We start from the raw sequence: 15,715 nt of genomic DNA on the forward strand, positions 1-15,715 counted from the left end.
TTCCGTCCGCCGCCCTGATCCCGCTCGAAAGCACCATCGCCCCCCCGCTTTCGCTCGGTCCCTGGTCAGGGCGGCGGCATTGGCCTTTGACGCCTCCCCCCGTTCTGCGGGGATAGGCCGGCCATGTCCGCCCGATCCCCCATATGGTTGCCCAAATCGGATGCCGAATCCGCGCGCGCGGCCTCCTCGATCTTTGCGCCGAACCGGCCCGGCCCAACCGGCGATGAGCCATCGCTTTCCCCCGCGATTTATGGCAATTGGCGGGATATGGCCGCATATTCTTTTCGCCGCAGGCTGGCTCTGCCGCTGGGGTTGCAAATGCTCGGGCTGCTGGTCGGCGTCCTGATCGTGGCGCAATGCGCGACACTGGCGCTGACCGTGCTGATCCCCCCTGCCAGCCCGCAACGCTGGGATCTGGAGGCGGTGGCGCGGATGCTGCTGGGCCATGTTGAAAACGACAATCTGGAAATCCGGGCGATGAAAGGCCCGCCCGACATCAGCGGTTCGGGCTGGCTGGTGTCGGAAACCTCGCGTGAGGCATTGGCGCGGCGGCTGGGGCAACGGGTGGATCACGTTGTGCTGGCCTTTTACACGCAATTGCCGGTGGGCGGGGTGACGGTGCCTGCGGCCGGATCGCGCGGGCCGATGGCGATGAGCGATCCTGAAGGCTCGGGGCTGCTTTCGGGCCTTGTTGGTACGGCCCATGCGCAAGGAATGCGCGGCGGACCGCTGGGCGGCGGCGCGCCAGGCAATGGTTTCCCTGGTGGTGGCTTTCCCGGCGGCGGATTTCCGGGCGGAGGGTTCCCCGGCGGCGGCTTTCCGGGCGGCGGCCATCCCGGGGGCGGTGTCCCCGGGGGCGGTGTTCCCGGGGGTGGCGTTCCGGGTGGGGGCGTCCCCGGCGGCGGCGCTCCCGGAGGGGGTGTTCCCGGCGGCGGCGCTCCGGGCGGAGGGCATCCCCGTGGCGGTGTTCCGGGCGGTGGAACGCCCGGTGGCACGGGGCCTGTCGGCGGCAATGCGCCAACCGGAACGCCCGCCAACATAGGCACCAACATTGGGCCCCGCGCCGCCGCGCCCAGTGTGGTCGGGACCAGCCAGCAGCCCCAGACCAGCGGCGCCTCGCGCATCACCGGCCCGGCCATCGCCGCACAAGGCCCCGGCGGACCGGGCGCAAATGGCGGCGCGATGGCCCCTTCGATGGTGGCGCCGATGGCGTCGCTGGCCAATCCCGGCCCCGCTTCGGCCCAACCCGCCGTCATGCCGCGCGCGGCAACGCCGCTCAACGACGAGGCACCCACCCATCCATCGCCCCTGCCCCATGAGGACGCTCCGCAGGCCGAAGTCGCAGCCTCCTCCCATGCCTCCTCCGCCACGCCGGCCGAATCCTCCGTATCGGCGGCATGGCTTGACCCGGCGCCGCTGGGTGTGCCGCAACCGATCCCTTTCCGCGAAGGCACCGGCGTGCTTTCCTTCACCACGCCGCCCTTTATCGAAGGCGATTTCGTCGCCGCGATGCGCCAGGGCGATGGCACATGGATCGCGGTCGCCCCCCGCGCCGAACCCTTTCCCAACCGCTGGCAAAAGCGGGTGATGCTGTGGTTCGTGCTCTCGATGCTGATTACGGTGCCTTTGGCGTTGCTGTTTGCCCGGCGCATCGTCAAGCCGCTCGAAGGTTTTGCCCGCGCCGCCGAGGTGCTGGGGCGCGATCCTTCGGCCAATGTCGTGCCGCTTTCGGGCCCTGCCGAGGTGGGCCGGGCGGCGCGCGCGTTCAACCAGATGCGCGACCGGCTGCGCGCCTTTGTCGATGATCGCACCGCGATGGTCGGCGCAATCAGCCACGATCTGCGCACGCCTTTGACGCGCCTGCGTTTCCGGCTGGAGGATGTGCCGGACGAACAGCGCGACGCCTTGCTGGCCGAGGTGGACGAGATGGAGATGATGATCAGCCAGGTCATTGCCTTCATCCGCGAGGCATCGACCCCCGGCGCGCGGCAAAGGCTGGATCTGGCGACGCTGGTGGCCGATGCGGTCGAGGATGCGCGCGTGATGGGCGACCGGGTGCGGCTGGATATCACCACCCCGATCCGGGTCGAGGTCGATCCGCTGGGCATTCGCCGCCTCTTGGGAAATCTGCTTGAAAATGCCCTGAAATATGGCCAGCAGGCGCGGGTACGTGTGTTGGTGAATGAGCAAGGGGCCGTGGCCGAAATCGTCGATAATGGGCCGGGCATCCCGCAAGAGGACCGCGAGCGCGCCTTTGAACCCTTCTTCCGCTGTGAACAGGCCATCGAATCGGACAAGCCGGGCAGCGGCTTGGGCCTTGCCGTGTGCCGTTCGATCGCGCGGGCGCATGGCGGCGACGTTCTGCTGGAACAGCGCGAGGAAGGCTTTGTCGCCAAGCTGGTGCTGCCCACGCTCTATGACGACATCATGCCCAAGGCCGCGTGATGAAACGGATGATCCTTGGCGCCGCCGCATGGGCGATGACGGGCGGCGTGGCGCAGGCCCAGCAGGCGGAAGCCCCGCAGGAGGCCCAGAGCGAAAGGCTGGAAATCCCCGCCGCTGCGCCTGCGGCCGCGGTCGAGGTTGCCCCCGCCAATCCCAAGGCTGTCTGGATCGCCGGGGCCACCGGCGGCGTGGTTGACCGCGACACCACATCCTCCAGCCCCTATGGCGCGCTGGCCATCACCCGTTACAAGGGGTCGACCTATCTGCGCGCGGCCTACACCTTGTTTGGCGGCACCCTGCAACAGGCCGATGCGGCGATCCCGTCCACCTATCACATCGGCTCGGTGGGCGCGGGGGGCAATTGGCACGGCTGGGTTGCCGATGCCTATGCCAGCTATGGTCGACAGGTTTACGGCGCGATTCAGGCGCAGGGCACCGCGCGACAAAGCGAGGTGGCATCGGGGGCCGATTATATTGCGGCGGGGCTGCGGGTGGGCCGGGTGTTTCAGCCATGGGCGCGCTGGTACATCACGCCAACGATTGCCGGGCAATATGTCTATACCCGCTCGCTGCATCAGCGTTTCGATTTTTCCACCCTGTCATGGTCGGATTTTGAATTGCGCGAAAGGGCGCTGACGGGGATCGCCTCGGTGCGGGTGGACCGCGCGCTGGGGCGGCGGGGACAGCATTATCTGGGCCTGTCCTATTCGCATTACGTCACCGACAATGGCATGACCACATGGCGCCTTGCCCCCCCGCCCGACACCACCGGGCCGCAGCCGGTGCGCACCCCCGACGGGTTTGAGGAAGTGGCTCTGTCGGGCATGTGGCAGATCCGGCCCCGGCTCTGGCTGGACACGCAGGTGGCGCGCACCATGGGCGCGGTGGCGGGCAACAGCACCACCGCGTCGGTCGGTTTGCGGGTGCGGTTTTAAAGCCCCTTTGCCAAAGTTTTCAGCCCGCCGATAATGGCCTCGCCCGCGCATCCCGGCCGGACGGGCGACCCCATCACCGCATGGGTGGCACGCGCATAGGCGCCGTCATGCAGCACATAGCCCACCGCGCCTGCGGTCATGGTCACCACGGTGGTGGGATGGGGGCTGGTGGGCTGGGCAAAGGCGTCCTTGACCCCCTGGCCCAGCACGGTGCCAAGATCGGCCCCCACGCCCGCCAGCGTCACCGGGCCAAGGCGCACCAGCGAGAGCGGGATCACCACATCCCCGGCGGGGCTTTCGACCACGCCATTATTGGCGTCGCGCGCGCGTTTTACGCCGGGACAGACCGCCTGTCCGGCTGCCGCGCCAAGGCTGACCTGCGCCGCCGGGGCGGGGGCGGATTTCAACGCATCGACCACCGAGGCGGCCAGCGAGCGCGCCTGCACATCAAGGATGGCCCAGCCCCCCGCGCCCTCGTCCTTAGCGGGCAGGCCGCCCGCATCGGCCTGAAGCGACTTATACTGCGAGAGCTGATCGCCCTCGGCCCCTGCGGCATAGAGAACCACGGGCGCGGCGCCACTGCCTTCCAGCAGGCGCGAGACGGCGCCGGGCAGATCGCCGGTCACCTCCAGCCCATCGGGGCGGGTCATGCTGCGGAACATCACCTCGGCATGGCTGGCATAATCGACCAGCAGCGCGACAGGCCGCCCGTCCGCGCCCACAACCCGCACCACGTCGAGCGATTTATCCGAAGGAGCGGCAGGGTCGCCGGTTTTGACGCCGGTGCTGGCCTCGCCATTGTTGACATTGACCCAGCCGCGCCCGCGCGCAAAGGCGATCCGCGCAGGGGCAAGGCTCGCGATGGCCTGCCCCACCGCCGCCACCGCCGCCTTTTGGGTGCGCTCCAATTCCTGCGCCTGACGCGGGCTGGGCGTATGGCCGTGGAAGAAGACCAGCGGGTTGGAATGGGTGTGGGTGGCAAAGACCATCACCTGCGCGGGCGGCACATGGGCGGCCTGCGCCAGCGCAGACACCATCGCGGCGGGCTCGGGCACATTCACATTCTCGATGCTGACCAGCACGACCTGTTTGCCGCCGTCATCGAGCACCAGCGCGCGGGCGAAGATATCATCATGGACGCCGACGAAAGGCTTGTCATTGGGCGATGAGGGCGAGGCATAGGGAAAGGCATCGGCGGGCGGGGTGATCGAGGCCCGCGCCGCGCCCACGCGCAAATCGCCGGCGATGGCAGGGGTGGCGGCCAGCGATGCGGCCAGAGCGAGCGAAAGAGCGGTTTTCATGGGGGCGGTCTCCGGTTCAGCGCGCCGAGAAGCGATAGGTGATGCGGTGGACATAGGTCTGGCCCGGATCGAGGCGGGCGCTGCCAAAGGCGGGCTTGTTGGGCGTGTCAGGGAACAGTTGCGGCTCGACGCAGAAAGCATCGCCCTGGCGATAGAGCTTGCCGCCTTTGCCTTGAATCGTGCCTTCAAGGAAATTGCCGGTGTAGAATTGCAGGCCCGGCTGGTCGCTCCACACCTCCATCGTGCGGCCGCTGGCCGGATCGGTGATACGCGCCATCAGGTGCTGGTCTTTGGTGGGGGCGCGGGTGATCGCCCAATTGTGGTCATAGCCGCGCGCCAGCGCCAGTTGCGGATCGCCATCGCGAATATGCGCGCCCATCGCGGTGGATTTGCGCAAATCAAAGGGTGTGCCCGCCACCGGGGCGATCTCTCCGGTGGGGATCAGCGTGGCATCGATCGGCGTATAGGCATCGGCCGGGATCATGATGCGATGATCCATGATCGAGCGGCCCGATGCCTCGCCGCCAAGGTTGAAATAGGCGTGGTCCGTCAGATTGACGATGGTGGGCGCGTCGGTGGTGGCGCGATAGGTGATCGAGAGCGCGCCTTTGTCATCGAGCGTATAGGTGGCCGTGACGGTCAGCGCGCCGGGATAGCCCTCCTCGCCGTCGGGGCTGGTGCGGCGCAGGGTGACGCTGGCCTGCGGGCCGGAGGAGAGCGAGACTATATCCCACAGATGCCGGTCGAAACCCGCTACGCCGCCATGCAGGCTGTTGGGGCCATCGTTTTTGGCCAGAGCATAGGCATGGCCATCCAGCGTAAAGCGCGCGCCGCCGATCCGGTTGGCATAGCGCCCCACCGACGATCCGAAATAATTGGGCCGGATCAGATAGCCCGCCAGCGTGGCATAGCCCTCGACCACATCGGCCCGGCGCCCCCGCGCATCGGGCACCACCAGCGATTGCAGGATCGCGCCATAGGACAGGATGCGCGCGGAAAAGCCCCGCGCATTGGAAAGCGTGATCGCCTCGACCCGCGCGCCATCGGGCATGGCGCCGAAATCGACGCGCCGCGCCTGTCCCGCATGGGCCGCCGTCGCCAGCAGCAGCGCGCCGGTCGATAGAGCGAGTTTTCCTTGCATGCCTGTCCTCTCCCCTGTCCCGCTTTCGCCGGGTCCTTTGGCGATAGGCGAGGCACCCAAACCGAAACCGAACGCCCGCCCTGCTGCATCGCCGCTTTCCCTCGGGCGCAGAACCATGCCCGCCCGCCAATCAATCGGCGGCGCGCTCATTCCAATCGACAAGCGGGGGGCGGGCTGCGACACATTCGCCGCCAAAGATCATGCCCAAGGAGAGATGCCCGATGAGATTGCCCCTGATCGCCCTGATGCTGATCGCCCTGCCCGTTTCGGCCACGGCGCAGGAACCCGCCGCAATTACCGTACCCGCCGCCGATGTTCAGGCCAAAATCGCCGCTGCGCAGGCCGCCGTGGCCGGGGGCAAGCCGATGCCGCCGATGGAACTGCTCGCCCTTGCCCCCTATCGCGCCAATATCGAATATCGCACCAGCGTGGGCGGCGCCTCGACCCACCGCGAGGAGAACGAATTCTTCTATGCCATCGAGGGCAGCGGCCATCTGGTGACGGGGGGCAAGCTGGTGAATGAAAAGGAGAGTAACCCGCGCAATTCCGGCGGCAGCGCAATCGAAGGCGGCGCGGGACGGGATCTGGCCAAGGGCGACTGGGTGATGGTGCCCGCCGGGGTCGCGCATTGGTTCGACCGGATCGACGGGCGGCTGGTGCTGATGTCGATCAAGATGCCAAAATAAGAGGGAACGGGGCGGCGAGATCATGGCCGCCCCGGCCCGATCAAGGCAGGAAACGCCCAGGTGCGCTGACCCATTGATCGACATAATCGAACAGGTTCTTCACCGTATCGCCAAACTGGCCCGGTGTTTTCTCGCAAGGCTTGCACGGGGCATAGCCATGGGTGGCCCCCTCGACAAAGGCGATGGCCTTGTCCTTGCTGGCGGCATGTTCATAGATCGTCTCGGCGGCCAATCCTTCCCAGCCCCCGGTCATGCCCATGGCCAGCACCGGCACATGGATCTTTTCCACATTGCCCACCGGATTGGCATAATTCGACTGCCAGTCCACGCCCTTGATCTCGCTGGTTTCGCCATAGGAGAAGTCCGGCGTGGTGCGCGTGGCATAGGATGACAGGTAATTTTCCACCGTCGTGCGCAGCGCCCCGCGCATGAAGGAAGGCGAGAGATTCTCGCGGCTCATCGGCGGGCGGACCGAATGGATGATCTGGGTCACCACGCTGCCGTCGGCGCGGATCAGCGGCCATGGCGCCTTGGAATGTTCGAGCAGGCGCGTGTCCTGCGAATAGAGCTTGTTGTTGAAACCGATATAGGAGGAGCCGGCGACGACGAAGATCTCGTCATCGGTGAAATCGCCCTTGCCCGCCTTAATCGCTTCCTTGCGCGCCTGCGCGGCTTTCAGGATCGCCATGTTGCGCGCGCTGGCCGCGGCAAGGAACTTTTTGCGGAACTCTTCGCCATAGGTCGATCCGGTGATTTTAAACCCATTGGCCGGGTTGAACATGTCCAGCGCGGGGTTCAGATCGGTGCCCTTGGCGATGCCTTTGACCGCCGGGTCGACGCTGAACAGGGTCATGGCCGATTGGCCCCAATTGGAATCGGCCATCACCATCCCATCGGCGGCGGGCAAACCGGCCAGATCATTGGGACAGGCATGGATCTTTTCCGCCCCCTGACACGAGGCCACCCCGCCCTCGGCGATCATCTGATAGGCGGTCATCACCGTATTGCCGCCCGAATGGCCGAACAGTACCACCTTCTTCACCCCCGGCTGGGCGCGCAGCCACGCCACCCCCGCCTTGGCCTCGATCAGGATACGGTCGAGCGCGCCATCGTCGAACAATCCATCCTTGCTGGTCGAATTGTTGGCGCAAAGCACCTGATAACCGCGCCGCGCCAGTTCGGTGCAGGCCGGGAAAGCGGTGTAATCACCATTGGCATGCATCACGAAAAAGGCGATCTGGTTGCGCGGACTGACGGCGGTGGGCGAAAACAGCACCCCCGGCACGCCCGAGGCCAGCCGCACGAAACGGGCATTATCGGGCGACCACGGCGCCTGCGGCCCCATCTGCGCCTGCGCGCTGCCGGTCCCGGCCAATACCAGCGCCAATGCCGATGCGATTGCCTTCATCCGCTTCATCCCCGCATAATCCTTTTCTGATGCCCGCCAAAACAATGGGGCCCGCGGCGCTATGCACCACGGACCCCAAATCCAGACCAAACGGAGGGAGGTTAAAGCCCGCTCATCAACACATGGACCGGCTGTTTCGTCTCCATCGCATGGCCGCTGTCGCTCAGCATCCCCGTCGCCGGATTGATCGCCAGAACATTGATCCGGTTGCTGTCGCGATTGGCCGCCAAGAGCCAGCGCCCCGTGCCGTCCAACGTGAAATGCCATGGCATGCTGCCCCCGCTCGACAGACGCTGGATCCGGGTCAGCGCGCCGGTTTTCGGATCGACCTTGTGGACGACGATCGTACTGTCGCCCCGGTTGGCCACATAGACGAAGCGCCCGTCGCGGCTGACGGCCACTTCCGATGCGCTGGCCTCGCCCTTGAACCCGTCGGCATTGGTCGAAAGGCTCTGCACCAGCGTCAGCCGCCCCTTGGCCGCATCCCATGCCAAAGTATCGACATCGGCGGTCAATTCATCGGCCACATAGAGGACGGGGCGCACCGGGCTCCACGCCATATGGCGCGGGCCGGTGCCAAAGGGGGCGACATAATGCTGGGGCGAGGTGGCGTCATAGGCGCCCACCTTGCCACTCTTGCGATCAAACGGCAGCACCCAGACCCGGTCCGAACCCAGATCGCTCACCAGCGCCCATTTGCCCGAAGGATCGACCGAAACGCCGTGAGCATGAGGGCTGCCCTGCCGCTTGTGCGGGCCGGAACCGATGAATTTGGTAAGCGAGGCCACCGCCCCCAGCGTGCCATCGGCCGCGACCGGGATCGTGGCCAGCGAACCGCCGCCATAATTGGCCATCAGCAGCGTGCGGGACGGCGCATCATACCACAGATGCGTCGTGCCCCCGCCGCCTGCGCGCACATCGGAAATCTTGTCCAGCGCGCCGGTGGCGGTGTTGACGCGATAGGCCTGCACGCCCCCTTGCGCATCGCCGCCATTGCCCGCTTCCTCGTTGAAGAAGATAACGGCCCGGCCCGGCAGGCGCAGGCCCCAGGTCGGGCGCGCATTGCCCGCCATCGGGCCGATGCTCTCCAGCGTGCCCTTGGCGGAATCGAAACGCGCGGCGGTGATCTTGTCGCCATGCATGCCGATATAGACCAACTGGCCATTTGGCTTTTGCGCCTGTGCCCCGCTGGCCAGCGCCAGACAAAGGCCGGCGCCCAGCAGCACGCGACGGGTAAAATTCATCTCTCTTGCCTTTCCTCATCCGGTATCGCGCGATCATGCCCCGGCGCGAGGGCAAATGGCGATCAATTCTTTGGCGCGGCGCATTGGTAGGAAGCCGCAAGCGCCGGATCACCGGCCCCGCGATAGGTCGGCACATCGGGATAATAGCACAAGGGCTGGGTACGCCCATGTCCGCCCACTTCGCGCGGGGCGCGGCCCGCCTTGCGGTCCACCCATGCGTCGATGGCGTCAACCTTGTCCCACGCATCGCAGCCATCCGATCCGGCGCAATGGCCCATGCCGGGGATCACGAACATCCGCGCATAATGATCGGCCTTTTCGCCCAGCCGGGCATGAATGCGATGCAGATAATCGGCCAGCTCGGCCGGATTGTGATAATCATTGCCCCCGACATAGAGCAGCAACCGCCCCCCGCGCGCGGCAAAAGCGGTAAAGTCATCATCGACATGGATCAGCGGAGCCAGCCGGTCCGAGGCGGCCATTACGTCTCGCGCCCAAACCATCGTCGAGGCCCGCCATGACGGATCCTGAAACGCGGCATAGCGGAACAGGTCGGCGGCATTGATGAATTCGCGCCCGTTGATGAAGGGACTCCACTCCATCTCCGAACCCCGCGCCGGGCCGGGAAAGATGACCTTGCCGGTCTTGGGCTCAACCGGCCCGCGATAGACCATGCGCACGAAATCGACCTGCCGCGCGGCCAGGCAATCGGCGCCATCAGTTTTGGCGCAGGCGATGGCGGCCGGATCGAAGGCGCAATGCGCGGGGTCCTCGACATAGCCATAGAGCGCGCCCGCCTCCTTGGCGCAAGCCCGCAGCACCGCGCCATGCAGCGCGGCCAGCTTTTGCGGGGGGAGCGCTCGCCGGGGGTCCTGCGCGATCAGCCAGTTCGGCCACAATTGCGCGGCGTTGAACAGGGTCAGCGGATTGGGCGGCGCGCCCGCCACCACGCCATCGTAATCCTGCGGAAACCGCCGCGCCTCGATCAAGCCCTGAAGGCCGCCCAGCGAGCAACCGATCCAATAGGAACGCTTTGGCCGGGCGCCATAGGCCCGCGTGATCAGATCCTTGGCCATCACCGTCATCAGATGGTTAGCCCGCCATGCGTAATCGACCAGCACCTCGGGCTTGCCGAGAAGGAACTCTCCACCCTCGCCGCCCTCATGCCCGGTATCATTGCCCGCCACCGCATAGCCACGCGCAAGGCCCGCCAGCATATTGGCAAAAGGCAGATCGCCGCCCCAGCCGAAATTGCCCACCCCGATCATCTTGCCGTTCCACCCGCGCAGGGGTAGCCAGACCTCGACCCGGATGGCCGAAACGGCTGAGGGTTTGAGCGTGGCGCGGATGCGGCAGAAACCGGGATTAGGAGCCGAAGGCAGCTCGCCGGTGATGCTCATGCCCGAGGATGCGCGCGGCGGCAGGGCAAAAGCGCCCGGATCGACCGGCTGCGCGGTAAGACCCGCCGCATCGGGCAAGGCAACCGCCGCCAGTGCCGCACAATCGCCCATATCCTGCGCCGCGACGGGCATTGCCCAGAGCGCGGCGATCAGCGCAAAGAGCCTCCTCACAGCCGCCCCTTCACCGCCGCTGCGCCTGCGGCCGCGCAAACCTCATCCTGCTGCGCGGTCGCGCCGCTGACGCCGATCGCGCCCACCAGCCTGTCGCCCGCCATCAATGGAACCGCGCCGGGAAACACCACCATCCATGGCTTAACCCGCGCCGCCATCGCCGCATCACCCTGCTGCAGCCGCGCCTGCACCGCCGAGGTCGGCATGGCAAAGGCGACGGCAGCGGCATTCTTGCGCGATCCGGAGTAAATCCGCCCCGGTCGCGCCCCATCCATGGTCATGCCCAGCAGCAGATGGCCGCCCGCATCCGACACCGCCACGCCGACCTCATGCGCATCGCGCGCGCATTGCGCCAGTGCCGCTTCCGCCGCGATCAGCGCCAAAGCGCGCGAGGGCGCGGCAATATCCTCACGCGGTGGTTCGGGCGGGCGGGCGCTGTCGGGGCGCGGAGGGCGCAGCATCGCGGCCATCGACGGGGGCGGCATATCATCGGGCATCGCCGTAGGGGCGGTTTCCTGCGCCCCCGCCATCGAAGCCATCGCCAGCGCGGCCAAAGCCAGAGCCTTGATCTGCATATCGCTCAACCTTTCCAGAAAAAGCCGGGCCGACCGCTACCGCGCCGCTGCAACCACATTTCAAAATACATCCACGCCCCCGAAATCGAGAGATAGATCAGCGCAAAACCCGAGATCAGCGCCATCAAACGCGCCGGAATTCCAAACATATAGCCCGAATGGAAATGCTTGATCGCCTCATGCATATCCATGCCGAAGGGGAACTGGCTGCTGGGATAGCCGGGCTCTTCCAGATTTTGTGCACGGCCCGTGGCGGTGTCATAGACGATCTGGCGTGTGACAGTTTCACGTGTGACAATCACGCCCTGACGATAGCCGTAATAATCGCGCAGCCGGATCGAGCGCATCGTCACCCCCGGCTCGCCCTTGGCAAAAGCCGTCAGCGTGGCCGCCAGCATCGGCTGAACCGCTGCGGCGGGCAAGGGGGCGGTTTCATGGCGCGGCGGGCGCGGCACGAATGTGTGCCATGTGCTTTCAAACCCGATCAGCATGCCCGAAACCGCCATCACGATCACGAAAACCGCCGATCCCGTAGCAATCACCCGGTGCAGCGCGCGCCACTTGCCCCCCGCCATCCAGAAGGGATTGGGCCGCTTGATCTTGCGCCGTTGCCGATACAGGCGGATGTAATAGGTCAGCCCGGTGTAGATCAGCACGCAAAGCGCGATACCGGCGGCAAATTCGATATAGACCGCCGGCTTGTCCCCGCGCCAGATCCTGACCGAAGGGCCCCAGAAGCGATGCCATTCCTTCATCATCTGGCGCAGCGAAGGGGGCGGGTTGAAAGGCTTCATATCGATGGGCGCGGCATCGGCCCCGCTCAACGCATCGACCGCACGCCATTCCTTGCCATATTGCCCCTGACCGATCACCCGCCCATTATCCACGCGCAGGTCGATGGCAACAGGATCGCGCCCCGGCATCTGGCGCGCCAATCCGGCCTGAACCGTGGCAAAGGCGTGGGGAATATCAAGGCCCGCAGGCAGGGCGTCGCCGCCAAAATCCCGCGCAATCACCGCATTATACGGGCCATTGCCGAATTTTCCCTCGTTGATCGACTGCATCGTGGCATCGGTTTCGGGCGCGCCGCCCGCCACCGCCCCCAGATCAAGGATTTCCATCAGGCTGCCCGTGGCGGCGATGAACAGCATCAGCGGGGCCACGATGATCGCCAGAATGCGGTGAATGGGCTTCATGTTCGAGCAGATCCGTTCGGCAGGAAAAAAGGGCCGCCCCGTTCAATACGGGGCGGCCGAGGAGGCAAGGGTCAGAACCGGACCGTGGCCCGCATGCCAAAGGTGCGCGGCAGGTTCACGCGAACCCACTGGCCATCGGCGCCCCAGCCCGGCTGCGGCGTGGTGGGCGCGCTTTGCAGCTGCACCTTGTTTTCCAGATTGCGCACATAGGCATCGAGCGAGAACTTGCCGCCATTGGCGGTATAGCCCAGCGTCAGATCGGTGCGCGTATAGGCGCGCTGGCGATATTGCTGGGGCAAAGCGGTATAGGCGCCGGTAAACGGATTGCCCGTGCCGCCCAGATCGCTCAGCCAGTAGCCGTCGGAAAACTTGGTGTTGAAGCCCGCCTTGATGAAGCCGCCATCGGCCAACTGGAACTTGTGGTCATAGGCCACCGTGCCCGAAACGCCCGGCACGCGGTCGAGCGAACGCCCGCCCCAGTTGACCTGATTGGAAAACACAAAGCCCACGCGGGCGGCGTCCGGCCCATTGTTGAACTTGGCCTTTTCCAGGCTGAGCGAGAGGTTGAACGTGTCATTCGCGCTCGGCTTCCAGGTCAGCTCGTTTTCCCAGCCATACATCGTGGCGGGCGCCAGCGAGGTGTAGATCACCACGCCCACCGCCCCGATGCTGGTCAGCGCCAGGAAGGTTGCGCCGGTCAGCTGATATTTCGAATAATCGTAGTAATAGGCGCTGGTATTATAGCTGAGCGTGGGGGTGATCCGCCCCTTGAAACCAGCCTCATAGGCGGTGACGCGCTCGGCGCCATAGGTGCCGGTGGTCTTGGTGGTGGCGGTGGGGTCGATATCGTTGAAACCGCCGCCCTTATATCCGGTGGCCACCGAGGCATAGGCCATCATGCGCGGGGTGATCTGATAGTCGGCCCCCACGCGCCATGTGAAGGCGCTGGTTGAATTGACGCCGGTGTCGGGCTGCGACTGGGCGGCGCTGACGCAGGGCGCGGGCGGGGCGCAAGGGGCGCCCGTCGCCGTCAGCCAGCCACCGGCAGGCGCAGGCCCGGCCGAGAGCAGCGCATAGCGCGCCATGTCATCCTTGGAATAACGCCCGCCAAAGGTCAGCTTCAACTTGTCATTCACATGATAGTTGATCTGGCCGAACACGCCCTTGGAGGTGTGGATATTGGGGCCGACGATATGCGGATTGGGGGCGTTGCAGCCGGTCGTGGTGGGCTGGGCCACACAGGTCCCGCTGGCCTGCGTTTGCCAGTTGAGGTCACTTTCATTGTTATATTCGTGGAAATAATTGGCGCCCAGCACATAGTCCAGCCGCCCCGGCGCCGCATTCGAGAGGCGCAATTCATGGCTGTCCGTGGTCAGATGCGAGGAATATTGCGTCCACCTATAGGCCCCCGAATCCGCCGAGCCATTGACCGAAGGATCGGTGTTATCCTCGCCATGCCACCACATATGCGCGCCGTCATAGGTCACGCGCACCGGGCCAAGATCAAAGCCCAGTTCCGCATTCACGCCCGCGAAATTGTCATTGGCGCCCTGCGCCCCGGCAAAGGGGTTGTAATAGACCTTGAACCGGTCGGCGCCCGAGGCCTGCGTCACGCGCGAATAGATCACCGTGCCGCTGCTGTCGGCCCCGCCCACATGGCCGAACGTGCCGGTCAGCACCAGCGAACCATTGTTGCCGAAATCATACTTGCCGGTGATGCGCGCAGCCCAGTTGTTCTCCGCGCCCAGCGGCGCCTGACGCATCGAACCGGCAAAAGTGTTCGCGCCCAGCACCGGCTGGATAAACCCTTCGCGGCTGTTCGAGGTGACCGCGGCGCGCAGGGCGAATGTGTCGGTGACGGGCAGGTTGACCATCGCGTCAAACCGGCGCGTGTTATAATTGCCCAGCTCCGCCGAAGCCGCGGCGGCGAAATCATGCGTGGGCTTGGCGGTGATCACATTGATCGCGCCGCCCGTCGCGCTTTTGCCATAGAGCGTGCCCTGCGGCCCGCGCAGCACCTCGACCCGGTCCAGATCGAAGAAGGCCAACCCCATCAATTGCGGGCGCCCCACCGGGATGCCGTCGGTGCTGAAGACGATATCCTGTTCGCCCTTGGATGTGATGTCGGTGGTGGTCACGCCGCGCACCGAGATCGACACGCCATGCGCGGCCGAACCGATTTCCAGCCCCGGCGTCACCGCCGACAGGTTGGACACATTGGTGACGCCCTTTTCCTTCAACTGCTCGCCCGAAAAGACGCTGAGCGCGATCGGCACTTTGGAGGCCACGCTGGCGGTTTTCTGGGCGGTGACGATGATCTCGCCGGCGTTCTGATCGCCAGTGTTCTGTTCAGCCGCCATAGCGGGCGCGGCCAGCGCCAGCACCGCCAGCGCGGCGCTTGCCTTCAGCGTCCTTCGAATGGTGGAATTCATGTCTCTCCCCTTCCTTGTTTATTCTGTAAAATCAGTCTTTGCGCGCCATCATCAGCACGGTGTCCAATCGGCTCCACACCACGCGCACCGAGCCGAAACCGGCCTCGCGCATGGCGGCTATCTGTTCTTCCAGGCTGGGCGTGATGAAATCGGGGTGGTGGACCGGCGGCCCTTCCTGTTTGGCGGCAAGGTCCAGCGTGATCATCGTCTCGCGCGCCTTGCCCAGCCGGTCGGCCCAGCGCGGATCGGCGCGGGTGTGGTCGATCACCGCGATCCAGCCGCCATGGGGCAGCATCGCATAGGCGCGGCGGTGAAAGGCTTTGATGCCATCCAGATTCTGATGAATGGTCAGCCACGAGGACAGCAGCACATCGACCCCATCGGCCACACAGCCCAGCGAAAGATCGCGCGAGGCGCAGCCGATGCGATAGGACAACCGGTCACCATAGCGGGCAAAGCGGTGCTGGGCGTTGATCTGGTTATTGTCGACCGGCTCGGTCCACTGGCCATGGGCCGCCGGGAATTGCGCCATGAAGGCTTCGAGAAATTCACCGGTGAACGATCCGACATCGACCACCGATTTGGGGCTTGCCCCATCGGCGGCGACAATCGCGGCGGCCAGACGGCGCGCCTCGCCCAGATGGTCGATATGGCCGCCCGGATTCATCGGCTCGAAGGGTACGGGCACATTGGCGTCGGCGGCCATGACCGGCGCGGCCCCAACGCAGCTTGCCAGCAAGGCGGCCGCCAGACTTGCGCGAAATCCCATATCTCTCCCTTT

General features: G+C 65.7%; 12 protein-coding genes. 3 read left to right on the forward strand and 9 right to left on the reverse strand.

Annotated elements, in window-relative coordinates:
• Positions 1-267 precede the first annotated feature (267 nt).
• Together FHW96_RS22450 and FHW96_RS22455 are read left to right on the forward strand one after the other, a co-directional pair.
• A complete protein-coding gene (locus FHW96_RS22450) occupies positions 268-2,445 on the forward strand; it encodes an ATP-binding protein (RefSeq protein WP_172342803.1) in 2,178 nt (725 codons plus the stop codon).
• Positions 2,445-3,380 carry a hypothetical protein gene (locus tag FHW96_RS22455; protein ID WP_172342804.1) on the forward strand — a complete coding sequence of 312 codons (936 nt, stop codon included), beginning with the start codon at positions 2,445-2,447 and terminating at the stop codon, positions 3,378-3,380. Before FHW96_RS22450 ends, FHW96_RS22455 begins: the two co-directional genes overlap by 1 nt.
• On the opposite strand, the gene FHW96_RS22460 is transcribed toward FHW96_RS22455, so the two are convergent.
• The gene (locus tag FHW96_RS22460; RefSeq protein ID WP_172342805.1) at positions 3,377-4,681 is read right to left on the reverse strand and encodes a hypothetical protein; all 1,305 of its coding nucleotides are present in this window, start codon (positions 4,679-4,681) and stop codon (positions 3,377-3,379) included. The two genes, FHW96_RS22455 and FHW96_RS22460, sit on opposite strands and share 4 nt — an antisense overlap.
• Positions 4,682-4,697: 16 nt before the next feature.
• A complete protein-coding gene (locus tag FHW96_RS22465; RefSeq protein ID WP_172342806.1) occupies positions 4,698-5,822 on the reverse strand; it encodes an aldose epimerase family protein in 1,125 nt (374 codons plus the stop codon).
• 221 nt (positions 5,823-6,043) lie between these two features.
• On the opposite strand from FHW96_RS22465, the gene FHW96_RS22470 reads away from it, so the two are divergent.
• Positions 6,044-6,508, forward strand: coding sequence for a cupin domain-containing protein (locus FHW96_RS22470; RefSeq protein ID WP_172342807.1), 465 nt, complete (start codon positions 6,044-6,046; stop codon positions 6,506-6,508).
• A gap of 40 nt (positions 6,509-6,548) precedes the next feature.
• Here FHW96_RS22470 and FHW96_RS22475 read toward each other — a convergent pair whose 3' ends face one another.
• The 7 genes from FHW96_RS22475 to FHW96_RS22505 form a co-directional block, all read right to left on the reverse strand.
• On the reverse strand, positions 6,549-7,916 hold the full coding sequence (locus tag FHW96_RS22475) for a hypothetical protein (protein WP_216651013.1): 1,368 nt from the start codon (positions 7,914-7,916) through the stop codon (positions 6,549-6,551).
• 101 nt (positions 7,917-8,017) lie between these two features.
• Positions 8,018-9,160 (reverse strand): lactonase family protein, encoded by a 1,143-nt coding sequence (locus FHW96_RS22480; protein WP_172342808.1) that lies wholly within the window; start codon positions 9,158-9,160, stop codon positions 8,018-8,020.
• Positions 9,161-9,222: 62 nt separating this feature from the next.
• Positions 9,223-10,731 carry a tannase/feruloyl esterase family alpha/beta hydrolase gene (locus FHW96_RS22485; RefSeq protein ID WP_172342809.1) on the reverse strand — a complete coding sequence of 503 codons (1,509 nt, stop codon included), beginning with the start codon at positions 10,729-10,731 and terminating at the stop codon, positions 9,223-9,225.
• Entirely contained in the window at positions 10,728-11,306 is a 579-nt protein-coding gene (locus FHW96_RS22490) for a heme-binding protein (RefSeq protein WP_172342810.1), read from the reverse strand. The genes FHW96_RS22485 and FHW96_RS22490 overlap by 4 nt, the downstream gene beginning before the upstream one ends.
• 5 nt (positions 11,307-11,311) lie before the next feature.
• Complete coding sequence (locus tag FHW96_RS22495) at positions 11,312-12,502, reverse strand: PepSY-associated TM helix domain-containing protein (protein ID WP_172342811.1); 1,191 nt, start codon at positions 12,500-12,502, stop codon at positions 11,312-11,314.
• Positions 12,503-12,573: 71 nt separating this feature from the next.
• Entirely contained in the window at positions 12,574-14,934 is a 2,361-nt protein-coding gene (locus FHW96_RS22500) for a TonB-dependent receptor (RefSeq protein WP_172342812.1), read from the reverse strand.
• A gap of 31 nt (positions 14,935-14,965) precedes the next feature.
• Positions 14,966-15,703 carry a hypothetical protein gene (locus FHW96_RS22505; protein ID WP_172342813.1) on the reverse strand — a complete coding sequence of 246 codons (738 nt, stop codon included), beginning with the start codon at positions 15,701-15,703 and terminating at the stop codon, positions 14,966-14,968.
• Between the last annotated feature and the right edge of the window lie 12 nt (positions 15,704-15,715).

The sequence above is a fragment of the Novosphingobium sp. SG751A genome, assembly GCF_013149295.1.
Lineage (GTDB): Bacteria > Pseudomonadota > Alphaproteobacteria > Sphingomonadales > Sphingomonadaceae > Novosphingobium.

Excerpts from the sequence above, each read along its gene's own strand:
- FHW96_RS22500 (WP_172342812.1), bottom strand. The coding sequence starts at position 14,934 with ATGAATTCCACCATTCGAAGGACGCTGAAGGCAAGCGCCGCGCTGGCG.
- FHW96_RS22475 (WP_216651013.1), bottom strand. The coding sequence starts at position 7,916 with ATGAAGGCAATCGCATCGGCATTGGCGCTGGTATTGGCCGGGACCGGC.
- FHW96_RS22470 (WP_172342807.1), top strand. The coding sequence starts at position 6,044 with ATGAGATTGCCCCTGATCGCCCTGATGCTGATCGCCCTGCCCGTTTCG.
- FHW96_RS22465 (WP_172342806.1), bottom strand. The coding sequence starts at position 5,822 with ATGCAAGGAAAACTCGCTCTATCGACCGGCGCGCTGCTGCTGGCGACG.
- FHW96_RS22450 (WP_172342803.1), top strand. The coding sequence starts at position 268 with ATGGCCGCATATTCTTTTCGCCGCAGGCTGGCTCTGCCGCTGGGGTTG.
- FHW96_RS22460 (WP_172342805.1), bottom strand. The coding sequence starts at position 4,681 with ATGAAAACCGCTCTTTCGCTCGCTCTGGCCGCATCGCTGGCCGCCACC.
- FHW96_RS22490 (WP_172342810.1), bottom strand. The coding sequence starts at position 11,306 with ATGCAGATCAAGGCTCTGGCTTTGGCCGCGCTGGCGATGGCTTCGATG.
- FHW96_RS22495 (WP_172342811.1), bottom strand. The coding sequence starts at position 12,502 with ATGAAGCCCATTCACCGCATTCTGGCGATCATCGTGGCCCCGCTGATG.
- FHW96_RS22505 (WP_172342813.1), bottom strand. The coding sequence starts at position 15,703 with ATGGGATTTCGCGCAAGTCTGGCGGCCGCCTTGCTGGCAAGCTGCGTT.
- FHW96_RS22455 (WP_172342804.1), top strand. The coding sequence starts at position 2,445 with ATGAAACGGATGATCCTTGGCGCCGCCGCATGGGCGATGACGGGCGGC.
- FHW96_RS22480 (WP_172342808.1), bottom strand. The coding sequence starts at position 9,160 with ATGAATTTTACCCGTCGCGTGCTGCTGGGCGCCGGCCTTTGTCTGGCG.